Annotated in this window: 23 protein-coding genes and 4 tRNA genes; 23 read left to right on the top strand and 4 right to left on the bottom strand. The window is 30.5% G+C overall.

Annotation, left to right across the window (positions count from 1 at the left end):
- Positions 1–15: 15 nt before the first annotated feature.
- Genes I4V16_RS16370 through I4V16_RS16360 form a run of 3 tightly spaced genes read left to right on the top strand, consistent with a single transcriptional unit; the run spans position 16 to position 2191 of the window.
- Positions 16–780: an AAA family ATPase gene (locus tag I4V16_RS16370; RefSeq protein ID WP_027099027.1), complete on the top strand. Its 765-nt coding sequence runs from the start codon at positions 16–18 to the stop codon at positions 778–780.
- 13 nt (positions 781–793) lie between these two features.
- Positions 794–1636 carry a ParB/RepB/Spo0J family partition protein gene (locus I4V16_RS16365; protein WP_099329363.1) on the top strand — a complete coding sequence of 281 codons (843 nt, stop codon included), beginning with the start codon at positions 794–796 and terminating at the stop codon, positions 1634–1636.
- A gap of 39 nt (positions 1637–1675) precedes the next feature.
- Positions 1676–2191, top strand: coding sequence for a DUF4446 family protein (locus I4V16_RS16360; RefSeq protein ID WP_049179328.1), 516 nt, complete (start codon positions 1676–1678; stop codon positions 2189–2191).
- A gap of 25 nt (positions 2192–2216) precedes the next feature.
- On the opposite strand, the gene yyaC is transcribed toward I4V16_RS16360, so the two are convergent.
- Both yyaC and I4V16_RS16350 read right to left on the bottom strand, forming a co-directional pair.
- Positions 2217–2807 (bottom strand): spore protease YyaC, encoded by a 591-nt coding sequence (gene yyaC, locus I4V16_RS16355; protein WP_099329364.1) that lies wholly within the window; start codon positions 2805–2807, stop codon positions 2217–2219.
- A gap of 54 nt (positions 2808–2861) precedes the next feature.
- Positions 2862–4007, bottom strand: a complete 1146-nt coding sequence (locus I4V16_RS16350; RefSeq protein ID WP_111938128.1) for an aminotransferase class V-fold PLP-dependent enzyme — start codon at positions 4005–4007, stop codon at positions 2862–2864.
- 149 nt (positions 4008–4156) lie between these two features.
- Here I4V16_RS16350 and I4V16_RS16345 point away from each other — a divergent pair, with 149 nt between their 5' ends.
- The 12 genes from I4V16_RS16345 to proC all read left to right on the top strand — a co-directional run bounded on the left by I4V16_RS16345 (position 4157) and on the right by proC (position 13625).
- Positions 4157–4396, top strand: coding sequence for a DUF3343 domain-containing protein (locus I4V16_RS16345; protein ID WP_111938127.1), 240 nt, complete (start codon positions 4157–4159; stop codon positions 4394–4396).
- Between the two features lie 12 nt (positions 4397–4408).
- On the top strand, positions 4409–5296 hold the full coding sequence (locus tag I4V16_RS16340; RefSeq protein WP_049179332.1) for a mechanosensitive ion channel family protein: 888 nt from the start codon (positions 4409–4411) through the stop codon (positions 5294–5296).
- Positions 5296–5490: a DUF951 domain-containing protein gene (locus I4V16_RS16335; RefSeq protein ID WP_049179333.1), complete on the top strand. Its 195-nt coding sequence runs from the start codon at positions 5296–5298 to the stop codon at positions 5488–5490. The genes I4V16_RS16340 and I4V16_RS16335 overlap by 1 nt, the downstream gene beginning before the upstream one ends.
- 98 nt (positions 5491–5588) lie before the next feature.
- Positions 5589–5876: a 30S ribosomal protein S6 gene (rpsF, locus tag I4V16_RS16330; RefSeq protein WP_049179334.1), complete on the top strand. Its 288-nt coding sequence runs from the start codon at positions 5589–5591 to the stop codon at positions 5874–5876.
- Between the two features lie 14 nt (positions 5877–5890).
- A complete protein-coding gene (gene ssb, locus I4V16_RS16325) occupies positions 5891–6349 on the top strand; it encodes a single-stranded DNA-binding protein (RefSeq protein ID WP_049179335.1) in 459 nt (152 codons plus the stop codon).
- 26 nt (positions 6350–6375) lie between these two features.
- Entirely contained in the window at positions 6376–6621 is a 246-nt protein-coding gene (rpsR, locus tag I4V16_RS16320; RefSeq protein ID WP_027099017.1) for a 30S ribosomal protein S18, read from the top strand.
- 180 nt (positions 6622–6801) lie between these two features.
- Positions 6802–7122, top strand: coding sequence for a MazG-like family protein (locus tag I4V16_RS16315; protein ID WP_049179336.1), 321 nt, complete (start codon positions 6802–6804; stop codon positions 7120–7122).
- Positions 7123–7149: 27 nt separating this feature from the next.
- Entirely contained in the window at positions 7150–9093 is a 1944-nt protein-coding gene (locus I4V16_RS16310; protein ID WP_049179337.1) for a DHH family phosphoesterase, read from the top strand.
- Position 9094: 1 nt separating this feature from the next.
- The gene (gene rplI, locus I4V16_RS16305) at positions 9095–9541 is read left to right on the top strand and encodes a 50S ribosomal protein L9 (RefSeq protein WP_049179338.1); all 447 of its coding nucleotides are present in this window, start codon (positions 9095–9097) and stop codon (positions 9539–9541) included.
- A 12-nt stretch (positions 9542–9553) separates the two neighbouring features.
- Positions 9554–11449 (top strand): Lon family ATP-dependent protease, encoded by a 1896-nt coding sequence (lonC, locus tag I4V16_RS16300; RefSeq protein WP_195542462.1) that lies wholly within the window; start codon positions 9554–9556, stop codon positions 11447–11449.
- Positions 11450–11471: 22 nt separating this feature from the next.
- The gene (locus I4V16_RS16295; protein WP_049179340.1) at positions 11472–12806 is read left to right on the top strand and encodes a replicative DNA helicase; all 1335 of its coding nucleotides are present in this window, start codon (positions 11472–11474) and stop codon (positions 12804–12806) included.
- An 18-nt stretch (positions 12807–12824) separates the two neighbouring features.
- A complete protein-coding gene (gene proC / locus I4V16_RS16290) occupies positions 12825–13625 on the top strand; it encodes a pyrroline-5-carboxylate reductase (RefSeq protein ID WP_111938124.1) in 801 nt (266 codons plus the stop codon).
- A gap of 303 nt (positions 13626–13928) precedes the next feature.
- On the opposite strand, the gene I4V16_RS16285 is transcribed toward proC, so the two are convergent.
- Positions 13929–15101, bottom strand: a complete 1173-nt coding sequence (locus I4V16_RS16285) for a malic enzyme-like NAD(P)-binding protein (RefSeq protein ID WP_049179342.1) — start codon at positions 15099–15101, stop codon at positions 13929–13931.
- A gap of 168 nt (positions 15102–15269) precedes the next feature.
- Between I4V16_RS16285 and I4V16_RS16280 the strand changes: the two genes are divergently transcribed.
- From I4V16_RS16280 to I4V16_RS16270, 3 genes are all read left to right on the top strand, one after another.
- Positions 15270–16556: an adenylosuccinate synthase gene (locus tag I4V16_RS16280; RefSeq protein ID WP_111938123.1), complete on the top strand. Its 1287-nt coding sequence runs from the start codon at positions 15270–15272 to the stop codon at positions 16554–16556.
- An 89-nt stretch (positions 16557–16645) separates the two neighbouring features.
- Positions 16646–16828 (top strand): DUF1858 domain-containing protein, encoded by a 183-nt coding sequence (locus I4V16_RS16275; RefSeq protein WP_049179344.1) that lies wholly within the window; start codon positions 16646–16648, stop codon positions 16826–16828.
- Between the two features lie 113 nt (positions 16829–16941).
- Positions 16942–17349: a hypothetical protein gene (locus I4V16_RS16270; protein ID WP_099329370.1), complete on the top strand. Its 408-nt coding sequence runs from the start codon at positions 16942–16944 to the stop codon at positions 17347–17349.
- Here the strand turns inward: I4V16_RS16270 and I4V16_RS16265 are convergent.
- A complete protein-coding gene (locus I4V16_RS16265) occupies positions 17320–18555 on the bottom strand; it encodes an NAD(P)/FAD-dependent oxidoreductase (protein ID WP_049179346.1) in 1236 nt (411 codons plus the stop codon). The genes I4V16_RS16270 and I4V16_RS16265 overlap by 30 nt on opposite strands.
- Before the next feature lie 85 nt (positions 18556–18640).
- Here I4V16_RS16265 and I4V16_RS16260 point away from each other — a divergent pair, with 85 nt between their 5' ends.
- From I4V16_RS16260 to I4V16_RS16240, 5 genes are all read left to right on the top strand, one after another.
- Positions 18641–19243 (top strand): hypothetical protein, encoded by a 603-nt coding sequence (locus tag I4V16_RS16260; protein WP_242979743.1) that lies wholly within the window; start codon positions 18641–18643, stop codon positions 19241–19243.
- 124 nt (positions 19244–19367) lie between these two features.
- Positions 19368–19442, top strand: a tRNA-Glu gene (locus I4V16_RS16255).
- Between the two features lie 8 nt (positions 19443–19450).
- A tRNA-Val gene (locus tag I4V16_RS16250) sits at positions 19451–19526 on the top strand.
- A 7-nt stretch (positions 19527–19533) separates the two neighbouring features.
- Positions 19534–19610: transfer RNA gene (locus I4V16_RS16245), tRNA-Asp, on the top strand.
- A 32-nt stretch (positions 19611–19642) separates the two neighbouring features.
- A tRNA-Thr gene (locus I4V16_RS16240) sits at positions 19643–19714 on the top strand.
- Positions 19715–19716: the final 2 nt, after the last annotated feature.

Raw genomic sequence — 19716 nt, 5'->3', positions numbered from 1 at the left:
AGATTAGAGCTTTATATGAAGGTAATATGTATTTTTAATCAAAAAGGTGGAGTAGGAAAAACAACGACAAACATTAATTTATGTGCATATTTAGCTATGGAAGGTTATAAAGTTTTAACCATAGATATAGATCCCCAAGGTAATACTACAAGTGGTCTAGGGTTAGATAAGAGAAACCTTGAGTTATCTATGTATGATGTATTGACATCTGATACATCTCTAAAAGATGTTATTTTAAAGAGTGATCTAGTTCAAAATTTACATATAGCTCCTTCTACTATGGAATTAGCAGGAGCAGAAGTTGAGATGATTGAAAGAAATTATAGAGAAAAGATATTGATAGATAAGATATCAGAAGTAAAAGACAACTATGATTTTATTTTTATTGATTGTCCTCCTTCATTAGGAATATTAACTATAAATGCATTAACTGCAAGTAACTCGGTTTTAATTCCTATTCAATGTGAATTCTACGCATTAGAGGGTGTAGGCCAACTTATTAATACAATTCAACTAGTTAAGAAGTCGTTAAATAAAAATCTTACAATTGAAGGTGTATTAATGACTATGTTTGATTTTAGAACTAATTTAAGCAATGAAGTCTATAAAGAGGTAGAAAAGTATTTTGGAGAAAAAGTTTTTAATATTACTATTCCTAGAAATATTAGGTTAGCTGAAGCGCCTAGTTTTGGTCTACCAATAATGTTGTATGATGAAAAGTGTAAAGGTGCAGAATCATATTTAAATTTCACAAAAGAGTTTTTAGAAAGGCAAAAGTAATAGGGTGGTGTAAATGAACAAAAAGTTTGCTTTAGGTAAGGGCTTAGGAGCTCTTATACCAGATGATATTAATGAAGGTAATGAAGGAAAGTTAATGATTTCATTAAATAAGATCAAGAGTAATATAGATCAACCCAGAAAGTCTTTCGATAATGAAAAGATAGCAGAGTTAGCTGAATCTATTAAAAACCATGGAATTATACAACCTCTAATTTTAAAAGAAAATGGTGGCGGGTATATAATAGTAGCAGGTGAAAGAAGATGGAGAGCTGCTAAGATGGTTGGGCTTAAGGAAGTTCCTGCTATAGTAATGGATTTAACTGAAAAACAAGTATTAGAGATTTCTTTAATTGAAAATATTCAAAGACAAGACTTAAATCCAATAGAAGAGGCTTTAGCTTATAAAAAATTATTATCAGATTTTAACTTAACTCAAGAAGAGTTAAGTAAAAGAATTGGTAAGTCAAGAACAGCTATTACCAATACAATAAGGTTAATTAACCTAGATAGTAGAGTGCAACAATATGTTATTGATGGAATTATAAGTGAGGGGCATGGAAGAGCGTTATTATCGTTAGAAGATGGTGAGTTACAATATATTTATTCTCAAAAAGTTATCGATGAGAAGTTATCTGTCAGAGAACTTGAAAAACTTATTAGAAATGCTTCTTTAAAATCAGAGAAAAGTGAGAAGAATGAAGAACTAAATCCTTATTATAAGGATGTTAGAGATAGATTGCAGAATTATTTTGGAACGAAAGTTAATTTAAGCAGTAAGAAGAACAGAGGTAAGATAGAAATAGAATACTATTCAGAAGAAGATTTAGAAAGAATTTTAGATATTATTAACTTATAATGTTTCACGTGAAACATTATACTGAAAGGATGACATGGAGTGGAAAGTTTAATAAGTAGTATAAATGAATTTATACCTTATATAATAGGTGGAATGGGAATAATAATTTTATTATTATTCATATTGGTAATTATATTGTTTAAGTCGTTAGGTAAGCTTGAAAATAGGTATAGAAAGTTTATGAGAGGGACTAACAATAAAAATCTAGAGGAATTAATAATATCTCAATTAGATAAAATTGAAAGCGCAAATAGTAACTCTGAGTTAGCTTTAGAAAAATGTGAATTTATTCTAACAAGAATGAAGGATTGTGTTCAAAAAGTCGCTATAATGAGATATAAGGCATTTGAGGATGTGGGAAGCGATTTGAGTTTTTCTGTTGCAATATTAGATGACAACAATGATGGAATAATACTAACAGGAATATATGGAAGAAATGAAAGTACTGCATATGCAAAGCCAATTGATAAAGGAATATCAAGATATGATTTATCTGAGGAAGAAATATGCGTTTTAAACGAAGCTATCAATAAATATAATACTAAAAAGAAATAAATTTGGACGAGATTTACTCGTCCTTTTATTTTGATACATTTTTTGATAGCAATTCATTTGATTTTCTTCCACCTACACTTTTTAAAATAAAGTGATATATTCCATTTGATATAGAATCAGCAAGTGCCATAACTGTATAAAGCCTAGTGTTTTGTAAAACCATAAATTCAAAATTGCCTGATATGTTTACTATGCCAGTTATGCTCATGTTACCAACAGCTGGTAGATCTTTATTCAAAGCAGAACCTGGAATTAGGGGTTCTTTCTTTATAATTATTTTACCTACATTTTGAAAGCTTCCTAAAGATGCATCTACAGCTATTATAAATGGATCTTCAAAGTTCTCTTGGATTCGTTGGAGAATTGTTTCAATATTTTTTGAGTGAACAGGATTCTCCAAGCTTCCATATATATAAAAATTTTTTCTTTTTAAAAATTGAAGCTTATATCCTATAAGGGGCCCTAGTGAATCACCAGTAGATCTATCAGTTCCTATACATAAAAAGATTATAGGTCTTTTATCTTTTATTATGGGCTTAAGCTCATTATATAAATAGTCTCTAACATTTTCATATGAATTTGGAGACAATGAATCTATATAAAAATCAGTATTCATAAAAAACCTCCTTTATTGGAATTATTTCCAAAGAGGAGGTTCAATATACATGTGTTAAATATTTATATTATTTAATATAGATAATGTGTAATCAATTTCTTCTTCTGTATTGAAATAGCCAAGACTAAATCTTATAGTACCACCGGGGTAAGATCCTATGGATTTATGTGCTAGAGGCGCACAATGAAGTCCTGAACGAGTTTTTATACCATTGCATTCTAAAAAATATGAAACCTCAGCAGGGTCAAAGTTCTTATAATTAAAAGATATACAAGTTGTGTATTTAGAAAAATCAGTATTTCCATATAACTTTATACCATCAATATTAAGCATACCTTCATAAAGTTTTGATCTTAGATAAAAGTTTTTAGAATAGATAGTTTCAAGACCTTCCTTATTTATAAAATCAATTGAATTAGATAAGCCTACTATTCCAGGTGAATTTAAAGTTCCACATTCAAATTTATCAGGCAAAAAGTTTGGCTGAGTAAGAGAATGAGATAAGCTTCCTGTTCCTCCACTAAAGATTGAAGTACATGCATCATTTAATGAGTCATCAATAATAAATCCTCCAATTCCTTGTGGTCCTAATAAGCTTTTATGTCCAGTAAATGCAATAGCATTAGCATTACATTGGTGCATATCTACTTTTATCATTCCTGCAGTTTGGGCTGTATCTACTATAAAAAAGATATTATTTTCTTTACATATAGCTCCGATTTCTTCAATATTTTGAATCGATCCAATAACGTTAGAAGCATGGGAAACTATTACTAGTTTAGTATTCTTATTGATTTTATTCTTGATATCAATAGGATTTATAAAACCATCTTTTGAAGAATTAACTAAGTCAATATTAATATTAAGTAAATTAGAACATTCGAATAATGGTCTTAAGACGGAGTTGTGTTCTAAAGTTGTTGAAATAACGTGGTCATTTTCCTTTAAGATACCCTTAATTAGAATATTTAAAGAAGAAGTAATGTTATTAGTGAAAATTACATTCTCACTTTTATTATAATTGAAAAAATCTGCTATTTTTTCTCTAGTAAGAAGTACTAACTTATTGGATTCATAAGAATTTGAATAGTTACCTCTACCAGAATTACCACCAACATTAATTATATAATCATACATTGCATCTGCCATAATTTTAGGTTTTGGAAAAGATGTGCTTGCATTGTCTAAGTAAACTTCCATATAAATCACCTTCTAAAATAAATTTAGTAATTTTTATATTATTATATAATGATAAAAAATAAATAACTAATAAATATTATACTAAACTTTATAAATTATAAAAAATATATATAATATTAATTAAAAGATAGATTATAGTGGAGGTAAATATGAAATATTATATTATAGTATATAAAAATACCCATGATGTAATGGAGGCAGAAAGAAATCTTACTAATGAAAATGTTGAGTTTAGAGTAATGCCAACACCAACATCAATAACTCAAAGTTGTGGAATGTGTACAAGAATTGAAAGTGAAGAAATATTAAATAATATAATAGAAAGAGAATTGGTAAATTATAAAAATATTTATATAAGAGATAAGGATGGATTTAAGTTTATGAAATAAGGAGTTGTTTAGATGTTTTCAATGCTTTTAAAATTAAATTTTGGAGATGGAAGTTTAGATATAGGAAAAGGAATATCTATCGATATGAGAGATATTGAAAATATAGTTAATAAAGGTATTAGAATAGTTGTTATTATTATATTAATGTATATAACTATAAAAATAGGAAATAGGCTAATTAATAAATTTGTGAAAAGACAAATCGAAAGTAATGCACGGTTTTCTATGGATAATCAAAAAGCAAAAACTATAGGTGAAGTTTTAAAAAGTGTATTAAAATATATGACTTATTTTATAGGAGCAGCTCTAATACTATCAGATGCATTTAATGGTATATCTGTAGCTATGGCAAGTGTTGGTGGATTTGCACTTGGTTTTGGAGCGCAGAGCTTAGTTAAGGATATAATAAATGGATTCTTTATATTGTTTGAGGATCAATATGGAGTTGGTGATCATGTTACTATAGGAACTTTTTCTGGAATTGTAGAAACCATAGGAATAAGAACTACTGTTATTAGAGATTTCTCTGGAGATGTTCATTTGATACCTAATGGTACTATAAATCAAGTTACCAATCATTCTAGAGGTAATATTAGATTTATTGTTGATGTAGATATTTCTTATGAAGAAGATATAGATAATGCTATAAATGTTATATCAAATGTATGTAATAAATATAAAGATGAAAATGAAAATATAGTAGAACCAATAGAAGTTCTTGGTGTAAATTCGCTTAATGCATCCAGTGTTACAATAAGAATAATAGGAAAGGCAAAACCATTAAAACAATGGGAGGCTGAAAGAGAGTTAAGGAAGAGAGTAAAAAAGGTTTTAGATGAGGAAGGTATAGAAATACCATATCCAAAAACACAGTTAATAAATAAGGAAGGAGATAAATAATGATAGAAACATTTAATCTTGGAGATATAGTAGAAATGAAAAAGCAACACCCTTGTGGTAACCATAACTTTGAAGTAATAAGATTAGGTGCTGATATAAAAATAAAATGTACTGGGTGTGGAAGAATAATAATGTTACCTAGAAGTAAATTCATTAAAGGTGCCAAGAAAATAATAGAAAGTGTAGAAAAATAAAAAAACTTGAAATTTTAATAAATAAATGATAAAATTATAAATTGTAATCCCTGCTGTACAAAGTACAGCCGTTAGTCCGAGGGGAGGAGGTGAAATAGATGAGAAAGTACGAAACTATATTCATACTAAGCCCATCTTTTGAAGAAGAAGCTGTAAAGGCTACTATTGAAAAGTTTAAGGGTGTTATTGAAAATGGTGGTGGAACTGTTGAAAATGTAGATTTCTGGGGTAAGAGAAAGCTTGCTTATGAAATTGCTAAGGTAAACGAAGGTTACTACACATTAATCAACTTTACTGCTAACACTGAATTACCAAGAGAATTAGACAGAATTTTCAGAATTACTGATGGAGTTATCAGACACATTATTGTTAAAGAAGAAGCTTAATAGGGGGTATTGTAATGAATAAGGTTATTCTTATTGGAAGACTTACAAAAGATCCTGAATTGAGATTTGCAGCTGGTAGCGGAATGGCTATAGGTAGATTTACTGTGGCTGTAAATAGACAATTCAAGAAAGATGAAACTGATTTTATTAATTGCGTTGCATTTGGTAAAACAGCAGAAACGATATCTCAATATCTTACAAAGGGTAGACAAATAGCTGTTACTGGAAGTATAAGAACAGGTAGCTATGATGCTCAAGATGGAACTAAAAGGTATACTACAGATGTTGCTGTAGAAAGTTTTGAGTTCATTGGTTCTGGAAACGGAACTAGAGATAATGCAGATTCATTTAACAATGGTGGATATGGAAATTCAAATTCTGATTATTCAGCTCAAGGAAATAAAGATTCATTCGGTGACTTGAGCTTCAATGATGACATTACTCCAGTAGATGATGGAGATATGCCATTCTAAATTTCAAGGTAAGGAGGGAAACATAAATGAAAGATGTTAGAAGACCAAACGGTAAGATGAGAAGATCTAAAAGAAAAGTTTGTGCTTTTTGCGTAGATAAAGCTGAAAGCATCGATTATAAAGATGTTGCTAAGTTAAGAAAGTATGTTACAGAAAGAGGAAAGATTCTTCCAAGAAGAATATCTGGAACATGTGCTAAGCACCAAAGACAATTAACAGATGCAATAAAGAGATCTAGAAACATAGCATTATTACCATTCACAACTGAGTAATAGTGAACAAAAACCTCTGAGTAATATCAGGGGTTTTATTATTATAAAAGGAGCTTTTAAAGCTTCTTTTTTGTTAAATAGAAGAAATGATGAAAAATATGGTAAAAACTCTGAGCTAACCTTGAAATACTCCTTAAAAAAACATAGAATATATATACAAGGATAAAAGAGGTGAGTTCCATGAAATATAAAGAACTTAACATAATGGCAAATGTAAAGATAATAGAGAATTTAAAGGCACAATTAATATGTATCATCGGAGAATTTTTTAGGTTACTAACTAAAGGATCAAATGTTGCACAAAATGCAATTTTGGAGTGCATATCTGGGGCAATAATAATATTATATGTATTAGCAGAAAAGTTAGGATATTCATTTTCTGAAGTGGACAATATAATGAAAGAAAAATTAGAACTAGGAATTAGAGCGGAAGATGAAGTTGAAAAAGAGGGTAAATGTTTAAGTAGTTTAAAAAATTATATTGAAAAAAATAGAAAGTGATATCTTTATTAGGAGGATAATCGGCTTATGAAAAAATCTGAAATATTAAAAAGATATCTTAAGCCTATGACTTTAATTATAATATCTATTTTGTTCTGGTACTATGATTATAAGATGATAGGAGCAACAGTATTTCTAATTTTTATAATTAATAATTTTTATGTATTACAGATGTATTGGGAAAAAGATAATGATAAAAGAAAATTTATTGATGATATAAATGAATCAATATCAGATAACTTGTGTAATATACCATTTCCTATTGTGCTTATCAATAATACAGGAGATATTGCCTGGAGTAATGAAAGGTTTAATGATATAGGAAAAAGGGAAGAATTATTAAATAAGAATATTTTAAGTGTTGCAAGAGGACTAAGCTTAGATAAAGTACTAGAAAATAAATCAGATTTACATCAAAGATTAAAGTATGATGGAAAAGTATATGATGTTCATAGTACAAAATTAAATAATAATAGTGAAGAATATTATCTTATTTATTTCAACGATATAAGCAATGTCATTGATTTGGAGAAGACAAAGGAAAGTGTAGTTCACATAGAAGTTGATAACTTAAATGAAGCGTTAGATACTACTGAAGAGAATAGTAGGCCCCTAGTTGTAGCAGAAGTAGAAAGATGTATAAATACTTATGCGCATAAATTAAATGCAATGATAAAGAAGTATGATACTAATAAATATGTTCTATCTGTAAATGATAAAAATGTTGAGAAGGAAATAGCTAGTAAGTTTCCTATTTTGGATGAGATTTCAAAGATAGATAAAGGTAATAAATTAGAGGTTACTTTAAGCATTGGTATTGGTAGGGGTGGAATATCTCCTTTAGAAAATGATAATTTTGCTACTGTTGCAAAAGAATTAGCATTGGGTAGAGGCGGCGACCAAGTAGTAATTAAGGATAACGAGGATATAAAGATAATTGGCGGGAACACAAAAGAGATTGAAAAGAGAACAAGGGTCAGAGCTAGGGTAATATCTCATGCATTAAAAGAGTTAATATATGAAAGTGAAAAGATATATATAATAGGACATAGAAATCCTGATATGGATTGTTTTGGCTCAGCTGTTGCATTAGCATCTACAATAAGACAATTAGGAAAAGAGTGTAGTATAATACTAGGAAATGATACTGTACCTATAAATTATTTTTTAGATAGATTAAAAAGAGATGTTAAATATAATGATTATTTTATATCTTTAGAGGATGCTAATAGATATATAGATGATAATGCTTTAGTTATAGTGGTTGATGTTCACAATAGAAGTTATGTTGAAAATATAGATTTTATAGAAAAAAGTAAGAGAAAGGTTATAATAGATCATCATAGGAGAAGTCCTGATATGATAGGAGGGGCTTTGCTAAATTATATAGAAGTTTACGCTTCTTCAACTTCAGAAATGATAACAGAAGTGATTCAATATATGCTGAAAGATCCAAAGCTTACTCAAATTGAGGCAGAGGGACTTTTAGCAGGAATATATATGGATACAAAAGGATTCTCATTTAAAACAGGAGTAAGAACTTTTGAAGCAGCATCTTTTTTAAGGAATATTGGTGCAGATACAATAGAGGTTAAGAAGATGTTTACTGATAACTTAGAAGATTATTTACTAATTGCAGAAACTATAAAGTCAGCTAAGGTAAATCCAAGTAATAACACTGCTATAGCAGTATGTCCTGATAATGTTGATACAGTAATAGTAGCTAAATCGGCGGATGAGATGTTAAATATATCTGGAATCTTAGCTGGTTTTGTTCTAGCTAAGATTAATGATGATATCTATATAAGTGGAAGGTCAGTTGGTGATATAAATGTTCAAGTTGTATTAGAAGAACTTGGAGGTGGAGGTCACATGAATATAGCAGGCACAAAGATGTCTGGATTAACAATAGAAGAAGTAATTGAAAAACTAGAAGAATCAATAAAAAAACATTTAAAGGTGGGTGAATAACATGCAAGTAATTTTATTACAAGATGTTAAGAAGTTAGGTAAAAAAGGTGATGTAATTAATACATCGGATGGATATGCAAGAAACTATTTATTTCCTAGGAAATTAGCTCAAGAGGCAACAGATTCAAATCTTCATATTTTAAATAATAAAAAAGAAAATGAAAGAAAACAAAAGTTAGCTGAACTAGAAGCAGCTCAAAAGTTAGCATCAGAATTAAAAGATAAAGAGATAAAAATAACTGCTAAGACAGGTGAAAGTGGAAAGTTATTTGGTGCAATTACAAGTAAGGATGTTGCTGAATTAATAAAAACACAGTACAAGGTAGCAGTAGATAAGAAAAAAATAGTAATGGAAACAATAAAGGTTGCTGGAGGTTATACTATAGAAGTTAAGTTATATCCAGAAGTAACAACAAAGATGAAAGTTATTATTGTTCCACAACAATAAGGAGGAGTAATATTGAAGTTTCATGAGGAAGTAGACTTCTTAAAAGAAGTATTAAATGGTGACTTGACTCAGGAAGCTCAGATTAATGTATTATTTGAAATTTTAAATAATGTTTTAGATCAAGGAGCAGTAAGAGCAAGAACTGTAAAATATAAATTGCAAAAGTATGTTAATTCTCCAAATGTATGTGAGAGAGCATATGCATTAGAAATGATAGCTTCAGATGGAAAAGGTAGAGATACTATTCCATCTGAAGATGAAGTGGATAATACTATTGAAAATACAGTTGATTGGATTTCAGAAGAGTTGGCTCGTAAATATGTTCAGAGTCAAATTGAAGCTAAGGTAGAAAAAAATATAATGGATAAACAAGAAAAGTATATAGATGAAGTACGTTTATCTGTTATTAAAAAGCAAAAGGGAAGTGAAAACTCTAAGACTAATAAAAAGTATGAAGAGTTAATTCATTTGGATGAAAAGAAAACAAATAAGAATATAATGAGTTTTCTTAGGCCCGAAAATTTTAGTGAAGTAGTAGGTCAAGATAGGGCTATTAAATCATTAATATCAAAGCTTTCATCTCCATATCCACAGCATATAATCTTATACGGACCTCCAGGTGTAGGTAAGACAACGGCGGCTAGAATAGCATTAGAAGAGGCTAGAAGACTATCTTTTACTCCATTTGATGATGAATCAAAATTTGTAGAGGTAGATGGGACTACATTAAGGTGGGATCCAAGAGAAATAACAAATCCTTTATTGGGTTCTGTACATGATCCTATATATCAAGGAAGTAAAAGAGATTTAGCTGATGTTGGAGTTCCTGAACCAAAGCCGGGATTAGTAACAGAAGCACATGGTGGAATATTATTCATAGATGAAATAGGAGAATTAGATAATATACTTCAAAACAAATTACTTAAAGTATTAGAAGATAAAAGAGTAGAATTTTCATCGTCTTATTATGATCCAGATGATGAAAATACTCCTAAATATATAAAGTATTTATTTGATAATGGTGCTCCAGCAGACTTTGTTTTAATAGGTGCAACAACAAGAGAACCTGGAGAATTAAATCCAGCCTTAAGATCTAGATGTACTGAAGTATATTTTGAACCTTTGTCATCTAAAGATATAGAGCAGATTGTTTTAAATGCTGCGAATAAGTTGGAGGTTACTCTAGAAGATGGAGTAGCAGAATTAATAAGTAGATATACTATTGAAGGTAGAAAAGCTGTAAATATACTAACTGATGCATATGGTTTTGCCTTATATAGCAATAAATCAAATTGTAAAGATGGCGTACCAATAACACTTAGAGATATAGAAGAAGTAATTTCTATAGGTAGGTATGTACCATTTGAAAGAAACAAGGATGAAAAGGAATATGAGGTTGGACATATATATGGCCTTGGGGTAAGCGGATTCCTTGGCTCTACTTTAGAAATAGAAGCAGCTGTTTTTACGGCGAAGAAAAAGGGTGCTGGAACAGTTAGATTTAATGAAACTGCTGGATCAATGGCAAAGGATTCTGTGTATAACGCAGCATCAGTAATTAGAAAGTTTACAGATAAAGATATTAGAGATTATGATATACATGTAAATGTTGTTGGCGGAGGTAAAATAGATGGACCATCAGCAGGTGCAGCAATAACTATGTGTGTAATTAGTGCTCTATTAGATAAACCGTTAAGACAAGACATTGCTTTAACAGGCGAAATATCCTTAAGGGGTAAAGTAAAACCCGTAGGAGGAATATTTGAGAAAATATATGGAGCAAGAAGAAAGGGAATTAAGTTAGTGTTAGTTCCAAAGGATAATGAAAATGAGATTCCTAAGGGATTAAAAGATATAGAAGTAAGGGCAGTAGGCGATATTGAAGAATTATTGAGTATCGTATTTTAATAGTTAGGAGGAGAGTTATGTAATGGACGCTCCAGTTATGAGAAGTCTACCACAAAGTATTGAGGCAGAACAGTCTGTAATAGGATCAATGATAATTGATAAAAGTGCTATTGCTCAAGTGGCAGAAAAGTTAACAGAAGATGATTTTTATAGAGATGGACATAAAATAATATATAAAGCAATTTTTGAAATGTTTAAAAATGATATGGCTGTAGATTTAGTTACTCTTTTAGAGTATCTAAAATCTACAGATCAATTAGAAAAGGCTGGTGGGGTAACATATATAACAGAAGTTAGTTCTTCTGTCCCAACTACAGCTAATTTATCATCTTACATAAAAATAGTGGAAGAAAAATCTATATTAAGAAGGTTGATTAAAGCATCAACTGCCATTATAGAAGATAGTTATAATAAGCAAGGTGAAGTAGAGGGCGTTTTAGACCTTGCAGAGAAGAAAATATTTGATATAGCTGAAAAAAGGAGTACTAGTGACTTTGAATCATTAAGTGATGTTCTTGAAAGAGGTTTTCTAGAAATAGAAAGGCTTTTTAATAACAAGGGACAAATTACTGGTGTTCCTTCTGGATTTACTGATTTAGATGCAAAAACATCAGGATTTCAAAAGGGAGATATGGTTCTTATAGCAGCTAGACCATCTATGGGGAAAACTACATTTGCTTTAAATATTGCAGAAAATGCAGCCTTAAGAGAGGGAAAGAGTGTAGTAATATTTTCTCTAGAAATGCCTAAGGAACAATTAGCATATAAGCTATTATGTTCTGAAGCAAATGTTGATATGCTTAAATTGAGAACTGGTAATCTAGATGATAAAGACTGGGAAAACATAGCTAGAGCTACAGGTCCTCTTTCAAAAGCTAAAATCTATATTGATGATACAGCAGGTGTGACTGTTATGGAGATGAGATCTAAGTGTAGAAGACTTAAGATGGAATATGGTATTGATCTTATTTTAATAGACTATCTTCAATTAATGTCAGGATCATCATCAGAAAATAGACAACAAGAAGTATCTGAAATATCAAGATCTATTAAGGCATTAGCTAAGGAAATGGAATGTCCTGTAATAGCGTTATCACAGCTATCCCGTGCACCTGAACAAAGAGCGGATCATAGGCCTATGTTATCAGATTTAAGAGAATCAGGTTCAATAGAGCAGGATGCTGACCTTGTTATGTTTTTATATAGAGATGAATATTACAATAAGGAAACAGAAGATAAGAATATGGCAGAATGTATAGTGGCTAAGCACAGAAATGGTCCGGTTGGAACTGTAAAGATGGCATTCTTAGGAGCATTAAGTAAGTTTGGTGACTTAGATGTTATTCATAAAGATTAATTTAGTTGGGGGATTTGCATGATGAAGAGGATTGGGTTTATAGGTTGTGGCAATATGGGAAGAGCTATGGTAGGAGGATTAATAAATTCAGGATTTTCAAATCCAAGTAATATTATTATTTCTACTAGAACAGAAGAATCTGCAAAATTAATACAAGAAAAATATAATGTTAATGTAACAACTAATAATGAAGATGTTGTAAAAAATTCAGATGTGATTTTTCTTGCAGTTAAGCCTAATATGTATGCAAAGGTTATTGGTGAGCTAAGAAAAGAGTCATTACAAGAAAAGCTTATTATAACTATAGCAGCAGGAATAACTATAAGTGATATGGAAGGTTTAATTAGTGATAAAGCTAGGATTGTAAGAACAATGCCTAACACTCCTGCACTTGTAGGAGAAGGAATGTCTGCAATATGTCCAAATAATAATGTTTTAGACGAAGAATTAAAGTTGGTAGTAGATATGTATAACAGTTTTGGTGAATGCGTAGAACTTGAAGAAAAAGATTTTCATGGTTTTATAGCATTATGTGGCTCTTCACCAGCATATGTATTCATGTTTATCGAGGCTATGGCAGATGCAGCAGTAAAACTTGGCATACCAAGAAAAAAAGCATATAAAATGGCAGCAAAAAGTGTATTAGGATCAGCAAAGATGGTATTGGATACAGAACAACATCCTGGTGAATTAAAAGATATGGTATGTTCACCATCAGGAACGACAATAGATGCTGTAGTAGAGTTAGAAAAGCAAGGATTTAGAAGCTCTATTATTGAAGCAATGATAAAATGTGCAGATAAATCTAAATCTATGTAAGTAAAAAGGGGCTGTATTAAAATAATTTATTATTTTGATACAGCCCCTTCTTTGTTTTTAAATAGAAACTTGTCATAAGTTTAGAGAGTCTCCACTCGTTTTTAAATTATATTATAAATGATTTATGGATTATAATTCCGTATAGATATATTGTTTTAAATATATAAACAAATAAATATAAAAATATATAAATATAAAAATATAAAAATATATAAAGAAACAAACATATAAATATATAAATATGCAATAAAAAAGCTGGCAATAGAGAAAATTTATTCCCCATTGCGACAGCTTCATCTTTTTTTATATTTTATTTACTCCAGTTCTTATTGCAGCATTTTTTACTGCTTCAGCAACTAGGTTTTGTACGTTTAAGTCGAAAGCTTTAGGAATAATATTATCTGGTCTTAATTCATCATCACTAATAGCGTTAGCAATAGCATAGGCAGCTGCTACCTTCATCTCTTCATTTATTTCTCTTGCTCTAACATCTAATGCACCTCTAAATACACCAGGGAAGGCCAAAACATTATTTATTTGATTAGGATAATCTGATCTTCCTGTACCAACAACTAATGCTCCCGCTTCAAGAGCATCCTCAGGAAAAATTTCGGGAGTAGGGTTAGCCATTGCAAACAATATAGAATCTTTATTCATTGAAGAAACCATTTCCTTAGAAACGATATTTGGAGCAGATACACCTATAAATATATCAGCACCCTTCATTGCATTACTAAGAGAACCAGTTTCATTATTTGGATTTGTTATTTGTGCTAATTCTTTTAAAGCATCATTTTGCAAGTCAGCTTCCTTATGAATAATACCATTAATATCACACATAACAATATTTTTTACTCCAGATGATAATAAGAGCTTACAGATAGCAGTACCGGCAGAACCAGCACCGTTAATTACAACTTTTAAATTTTCCAACTTTTTATTAACTATCTTAAGAGCATTTATAATCCCAGATAAAACAACTATAGCAGTTCCATGTTGATCATCATGAAAAACTGGAATATCTAATTTTTCCTTTAATCTTTTTTCAATTTCAAAACATCTTGGAGCAGATATGTCTTCAAGGTTTATTCCGCCTAATGAAGGTGAAATTCTAACTATTGTATCTACAATTTCATCAACATCTTTTGTATCTAATACTATAGGAAATGCATCAACATCTCCAAATTCTTTAAATAGGACGGATTTCCCCTCCATTACAGGTAAGGAAGCTAGAGGCCCAATATCACCTAAACCTAGTACTGCAGTGCCATCAGATATTACAGCAACAGTATTCCACTTTCTAGTATATAGGTAGGCTTTAGAGGGATCTTTATATATTTCTCTACATGGTTCAGCTACCCCAGGAGTATAAGCTAAACTAAGATCTTGAGAATCTTTAATTGGAGTTCTTGAACATATTTCAAGTTTACCTCTTTTTTCTTCATGAAATTTTAAAGCTTTTTCGTATATTGTCATATGAGCACCCCTTTTTATATATTAAATTTTAGAATAAGAAACTAAGTTTACTACTATTATTATACGAATTATAACATAGGTTTGCAAAAAAATATTCGAGTTATATTGACCTATGACAATCACTTTGTTAGTATGTAGGAGTAGATTTTACATAAGGAGGCAATGTATATGTCAGCGTTTATTGTTTTAGGTGCTCAATGGGGCGATGAAGGAAAGGGTAAAATGACTGATTATCTAGCTGAAGAAGCAGATGTAGTCGTTAGATTCCAGGGAGGAAATAATGCAGGTCATACTGTAGAAGTAGGAGATAGACAATACAAGCTTCACTTAATACCTTCAGGTATATTATATGACAACAAGTTAAATGTAATAGGAAATGGTGTTGTAGTAGATCCTAAGGCCTTATTTGAAGAGATAGGATATTTAGAAAAAGAAGGTGTTAAGGTAACGCCAGAAAAGCTAATTATTAGTGATAGAGCTCATTTAATAATGCCATATCATAGAGTATTAGATGTTTTAAAGGAAAAGGCTAGAGGGAAAAATGATATAGGAACTACTGGAAAAGGAATAGGTCCTTGTTATACAGATAAGTTTGAGAGATGTGGAATTAGAGTTTGTGATTTATTACATGAAGATGTATTTGAAGAAAAGCTAAGAGAAAACATAAAAATGAAGAATGAATATATAACAAAGGTTCTTGGTGGAGAAGCTTTAGATGTAGAAGAGATATTAGCTCAATATAAACAATATGCAGAGAAAATAAGACCATTCGTAAAAGATACATCAGTAAAGGTTTATGATTCAATTAAAGAAGATAAAACAGTACTTTTTGAAGGTGCTCAAGGTATGCTGTTAGATATAGATCATGGAACATATCCATATGTTACATCTTCAAATACAACAGCAGGTGGAGTAAGTAACGGAATTGGTGTTGGCCCAAATATGATTACAAATGCAGTAGGTATTACAAAAGCATATACTACAAGAGTTGGTAAGGGTCCTTTCCCAACTGAATTAGAAAATGAAACTGGTGAATGGATAAGAACAAAGGGACACGAATATGGGGTGACTACAGGTAGATCTAGAAGATGTGGTTGGCTTGACTTAGTTATAGTTAAGTCTGCAGTTAGAGTGTCTGGATTAACTTCATTGGCTGTTACTAAGATTGATACATTAGCAGGGTTGGATAAGTTAAAGGTATGTGTAGGTTATAAATTTAATGGAGAAATAATAGATTATTTTCCAGCAAGCTTAGAGGATTTAGCTAAGTGCGAACCTGTATATGAAGAGTTTGATGGATGGGATGATTCAGTAGCTGATGCGAGAAGTTATGATGAAATACCTGAAAATGCAAAGAAGTACCTTGAAAGAATTTCAGAGTTTACTGGAACAAGAATATCAATAGTATCAGTAGGGCCAAAAAGAGATCAAACTATGAGAGTTGGAGAACTTTAATTCCGAGTACTTTACTTGACTTTATTTAGTGGATAAAATATAATTTTTTTATAATACTAAATATTAGTAAGTACAAAGAGGTGATAAATATGATAACTAAGGATATGACAATAGGTGAAGTTATAAAAGCTGATGCAAGTAAGGCAGAAGTTTTAATGAGCTTTGGAATGGGTTGCGTTGGTTGTCCATCAGCACAAGCTGAAACAATTGAAGAAGCTGCTATGGTACATGGAATAAACTTAAACGAATTAATGGAAGCATTAAATAAATAATGAAAAGAGCGGATATTTTTATATCCGTTCTTTTTTGTATATTGAGATATTTATATAAATATAAGTTTATTGATATGAATATAGATAAGTATATGAATTAATAGAGGGATAGGATGAATAAAGTAGATAAGAATAAGATAACGTTCTATTGTTTATTATTTGGAATTATGCTTGTGGGAGTTATATGTTTAACATTTGTTATAAAGAACTCTTTTATAACAGGAGAAAGAGTGTGTAACGACTTAAAAGGGAAAGTTATATACATAGGAGATAGGGAATACACTTTAGATAATAAAACTACTTTTAAATTTAGTATGGAAAATGTAAAAGAGATTGAGTCCTATAAATTAAGGGAAATACAAGGTGTATTAACAATACAAGAAGATGAAATAGAATACGAAGTAAATATGAAAATAAAATATTTAAGATCAGAAGATAAGTGGGATATATTAAATATTATCTACGATAGTACAAATATAAAGGGGAATAGTTTAAACACTATTCCCTACAGTATAACCTGATGACCATGCCCATTGGAGATTAAATCCCCCACAATCACCATTAACATCTAGTATCTCTCCACAAAAGAATAAGCCAGGTATTATATTAGATTCTAATGTTTTAGGATTAACTTCTTTTGTATTTATGCCACCTACAGTTAATTGGGCATTATTGAAACCATTAGTATCTATACATTTAAATCTCCATCCCTTAAACCTAGACAGTAATTCATTCTTATCTTTCCAATCTAATTCATAACAAGGAATATGGATATTATTTATTCCTGAATCCTTTAATATTATAGGTATAAGTTTTTTATTTATAACACCAATAAGGGAGTTAGAAATACTCCTATGACTAAACATATATAAGTGCCCCTCTAAAAAGTCTTTAGTTTTTTCCATAGATAAGTTAGGCATCATATCTACACTTAATTCAACATTTTGATTATTATCTAAAGCTCTAGAAGCTATAGCAGAAAGTTGTAATATTGGAGGCCCTGATATTCCGTAATCAGTAAATAGAACTTCACCAATATCTTCTCTAACTAATCTTCCATCAACATAGATAGATATCTTTCCATCAAACTTAATTCCAGATAGTGCTTTTAAGTGAGGATAGTCTAATTTTAGCTGTACAATACCAGGTACTGTATTTGTGACAGAATGCCCAAATTCTTTTGCTAATCTATACCCTGAACCATCTGAACCTGTTTTTGGAGCAGATTTTCCTCCACAGGCTAAAATAACTTTTTTACATGTGAATAAGTTATTTTCATCATTAGTTGTGGATAATTTAAAGCTTTTATTCTTGTGGATAGTTTTTACTTTGCAATTTGTGTATAAAGGAATTTCTTTTTCTTCTATAGCTAATCTTAGAAGATCTACCACAGATGAAGCCTGAAGAGAAGCTGGATATAACTTTCCCTTTTCTAATTCAACTATAGGTAAACCTATAGATAAAAATAAATTTCTAGTTTCTTCAACACCTAACTGCTCTAAACAATCTATATAGAAATCTTTATTAGAGCTATGATAAGTATCATAAGGGAAAGAAATTCTAGAATTAGAAATATTACATCTACCATTACCAGTAGTTAAAATTTTTTTTCCTATTCTATCTGTTGCTTCTATAATAGCAACATCCTTTCCTAGATCTTTTGCAATTATTGCAGCCATTAAACCAGAAGCTCCACCACCAACAATAATAATATCGTGATATATCATAAAACTTATGTCTCCTTTTTAAAAATATAATTAAATTTTAACATAGTAATATTACCTATTAAAGAGAGGAATAATACCATAAGAGGTGATTATTTTGAAGGTTAAAGTTATTGCAGAGGTTGAAGATAAGGATAGAGAATTTAAAGTAAGAAGAATGAATATAGAAGAGATAATAGTTAATTATCCCACAGGCACTGGATTAAAGTCTTATAAGCATGATGAAGTTGAATTAATTAGTGAGGGAGAGATAGATGATTTTTTAATAAATAATATTAACTTCCTAACTATAAAATTAAATAGGGGAATATCAATATTTTTTTATAAAGCTCTAAAAGATTCTTTGGAAAATGAGATAGATGAAGAATTAAATGATTTAAATGTTTTAAGAGATAGATATAAAGTTAATAAGAGAGGTATATGGGAAAAAGAACTAATTTGTGTAATAAATAACTCATTGCCTATGAAAGTTATAGCATCAGGACAAAATTTCAAAAGAGATAATTATAGTATATTAATTACACCCTTGGAAATACAAGGATTCATGGAAGGTGCAAAAGAAGAAATAAATAGAATTAGAAAAGAAATAAAGCAAAAAGAAGTTTTATTATCTAGATATGGGAAAGCCATAAATAATATTAAAAAAAATGAGAAAAATGAAGCTATTTACCTCTTATCGGACACGGAATAATGCGAGGTTTAAGAAAAATAAAAAGAAATTTAAAAAAATGTGTTGACACACATAATGAATTTCTGTATTATAGTCTATGTGGTCAGCGCGGAACACATTAGTGAGGATCACAAGGTAACAATTTGGCTCCTTGGTCAAGCGGTTAAGACACCACCCTTTCACGGTGGTAACAGGGGTTCGATTCCCCTAGGAGTCACCATTTTATTCGGGCGCATAGCTCAGCTGGGAGAGCACCTGCCTTACAAGCAGGGGGTCACAGGTTCGATCCCTGTTGTGCCCACCATAAATGCGGCTCAGTAGCTCAGTTGGTTAGAGTGCTGGCCTGTCACGCCAGAGGTCGAGGGTTCGAGCCCCTTCTGAGTCGCCAATTTAAAAAAATAAATATTAAATGCTAATTATGCTGGCATGGCTCAACGGTAGAGCAGCTGACTTGTAATCAGCAGGTTGTAGGTTCGATTCCTATTGCCAGCTCC

The organism is Clostridium sp. 1001283B150210_160208_E6 (genome assembly GCF_015669365.1).
Classification (GTDB): domain Bacteria; phylum Bacillota; class Clostridia; order Clostridiales; family Clostridiaceae; genus Clostridium; species Clostridium paraputrificum.
This window is presented reverse-complemented; position numbering and strand designations above follow the sequence as displayed.

What these genes read in the sequence shown, in the direction of transcription:
- proC (WP_111938124.1), top strand. Translation starts at nt 12,825, where the DNA reads ATGATGAAGAGGATTGGGTTTATAGGTTGTGGCAATATGGGAAGAGCT.
- I4V16_RS16350 (WP_111938128.1), bottom strand. Translation starts at nt 4,007, where the DNA reads ATGGAAGTTTACTTAGACAATGCAAGCACATCTTTTCCAAAACCTAAA.
- I4V16_RS16315 (WP_049179336.1), top strand. Translation starts at nt 6,802, where the DNA reads ATGAAATATAAAGAACTTAACATAATGGCAAATGTAAAGATAATAGAG.
- I4V16_RS16270 (WP_099329370.1), top strand. Translation starts at nt 16,942, where the DNA reads ATGAATAAAGTAGATAAGAATAAGATAACGTTCTATTGTTTATTATTT.
- I4V16_RS16265 (WP_049179346.1), bottom strand. Translation starts at nt 18,555, where the DNA reads ATGATATATCACGATATTATTATTGTTGGTGGTGGAGCTTCTGGTTTA.
- yyaC (WP_099329364.1), bottom strand. Translation starts at nt 2,807, where the DNA reads ATGAATACTGATTTTTATATAGATTCATTGTCTCCAAATTCATATGAA.
- I4V16_RS16365 (WP_099329363.1), top strand. Translation starts at nt 794, where the DNA reads ATGAACAAAAAGTTTGCTTTAGGTAAGGGCTTAGGAGCTCTTATACCA.
- I4V16_RS16370 (WP_027099027.1), top strand. Translation starts at nt 16, where the DNA reads ATGAAGGTAATATGTATTTTTAATCAAAAAGGTGGAGTAGGAAAAACA.
- I4V16_RS16280 (WP_111938123.1), top strand. Translation starts at nt 15,270, where the DNA reads ATGTCAGCGTTTATTGTTTTAGGTGCTCAATGGGGCGATGAAGGAAAG.
- I4V16_RS16335 (WP_049179333.1), top strand. Translation starts at nt 5,296, where the DNA reads ATGATAGAAACATTTAATCTTGGAGATATAGTAGAAATGAAAAAGCAA.
- rplI (WP_049179338.1), top strand. Translation starts at nt 9,095, where the DNA reads ATGCAAGTAATTTTATTACAAGATGTTAAGAAGTTAGGTAAAAAAGGT.
- I4V16_RS16295 (WP_049179340.1), top strand. Translation starts at nt 11,472, where the DNA reads ATGGACGCTCCAGTTATGAGAAGTCTACCACAAAGTATTGAGGCAGAA.
- I4V16_RS16285 (WP_049179342.1), bottom strand. Translation starts at nt 15,101, where the DNA reads ATGACAATATACGAAAAAGCTTTAAAATTTCATGAAGAAAAAAGAGGT.
- rpsR (WP_027099017.1), top strand. Translation starts at nt 6,376, where the DNA reads ATGAAAGATGTTAGAAGACCAAACGGTAAGATGAGAAGATCTAAAAGA.
- rpsF (WP_049179334.1), top strand. Translation starts at nt 5,589, where the DNA reads ATGAGAAAGTACGAAACTATATTCATACTAAGCCCATCTTTTGAAGAA.
- ssb (WP_049179335.1), top strand. Translation starts at nt 5,891, where the DNA reads ATGAATAAGGTTATTCTTATTGGAAGACTTACAAAAGATCCTGAATTG.
- I4V16_RS16340 (WP_049179332.1), top strand. Translation starts at nt 4,409, where the DNA reads ATGTTTTCAATGCTTTTAAAATTAAATTTTGGAGATGGAAGTTTAGAT.
- I4V16_RS16275 (WP_049179344.1), top strand. Translation starts at nt 16,646, where the DNA reads ATGATAACTAAGGATATGACAATAGGTGAAGTTATAAAAGCTGATGCA.
- I4V16_RS16310 (WP_049179337.1), top strand. Translation starts at nt 7,150, where the DNA reads ATGAAAAAATCTGAAATATTAAAAAGATATCTTAAGCCTATGACTTTA.
- I4V16_RS16345 (WP_111938127.1), top strand. Translation starts at nt 4,157, where the DNA reads ATGAAATATTATATTATAGTATATAAAAATACCCATGATGTAATGGAG.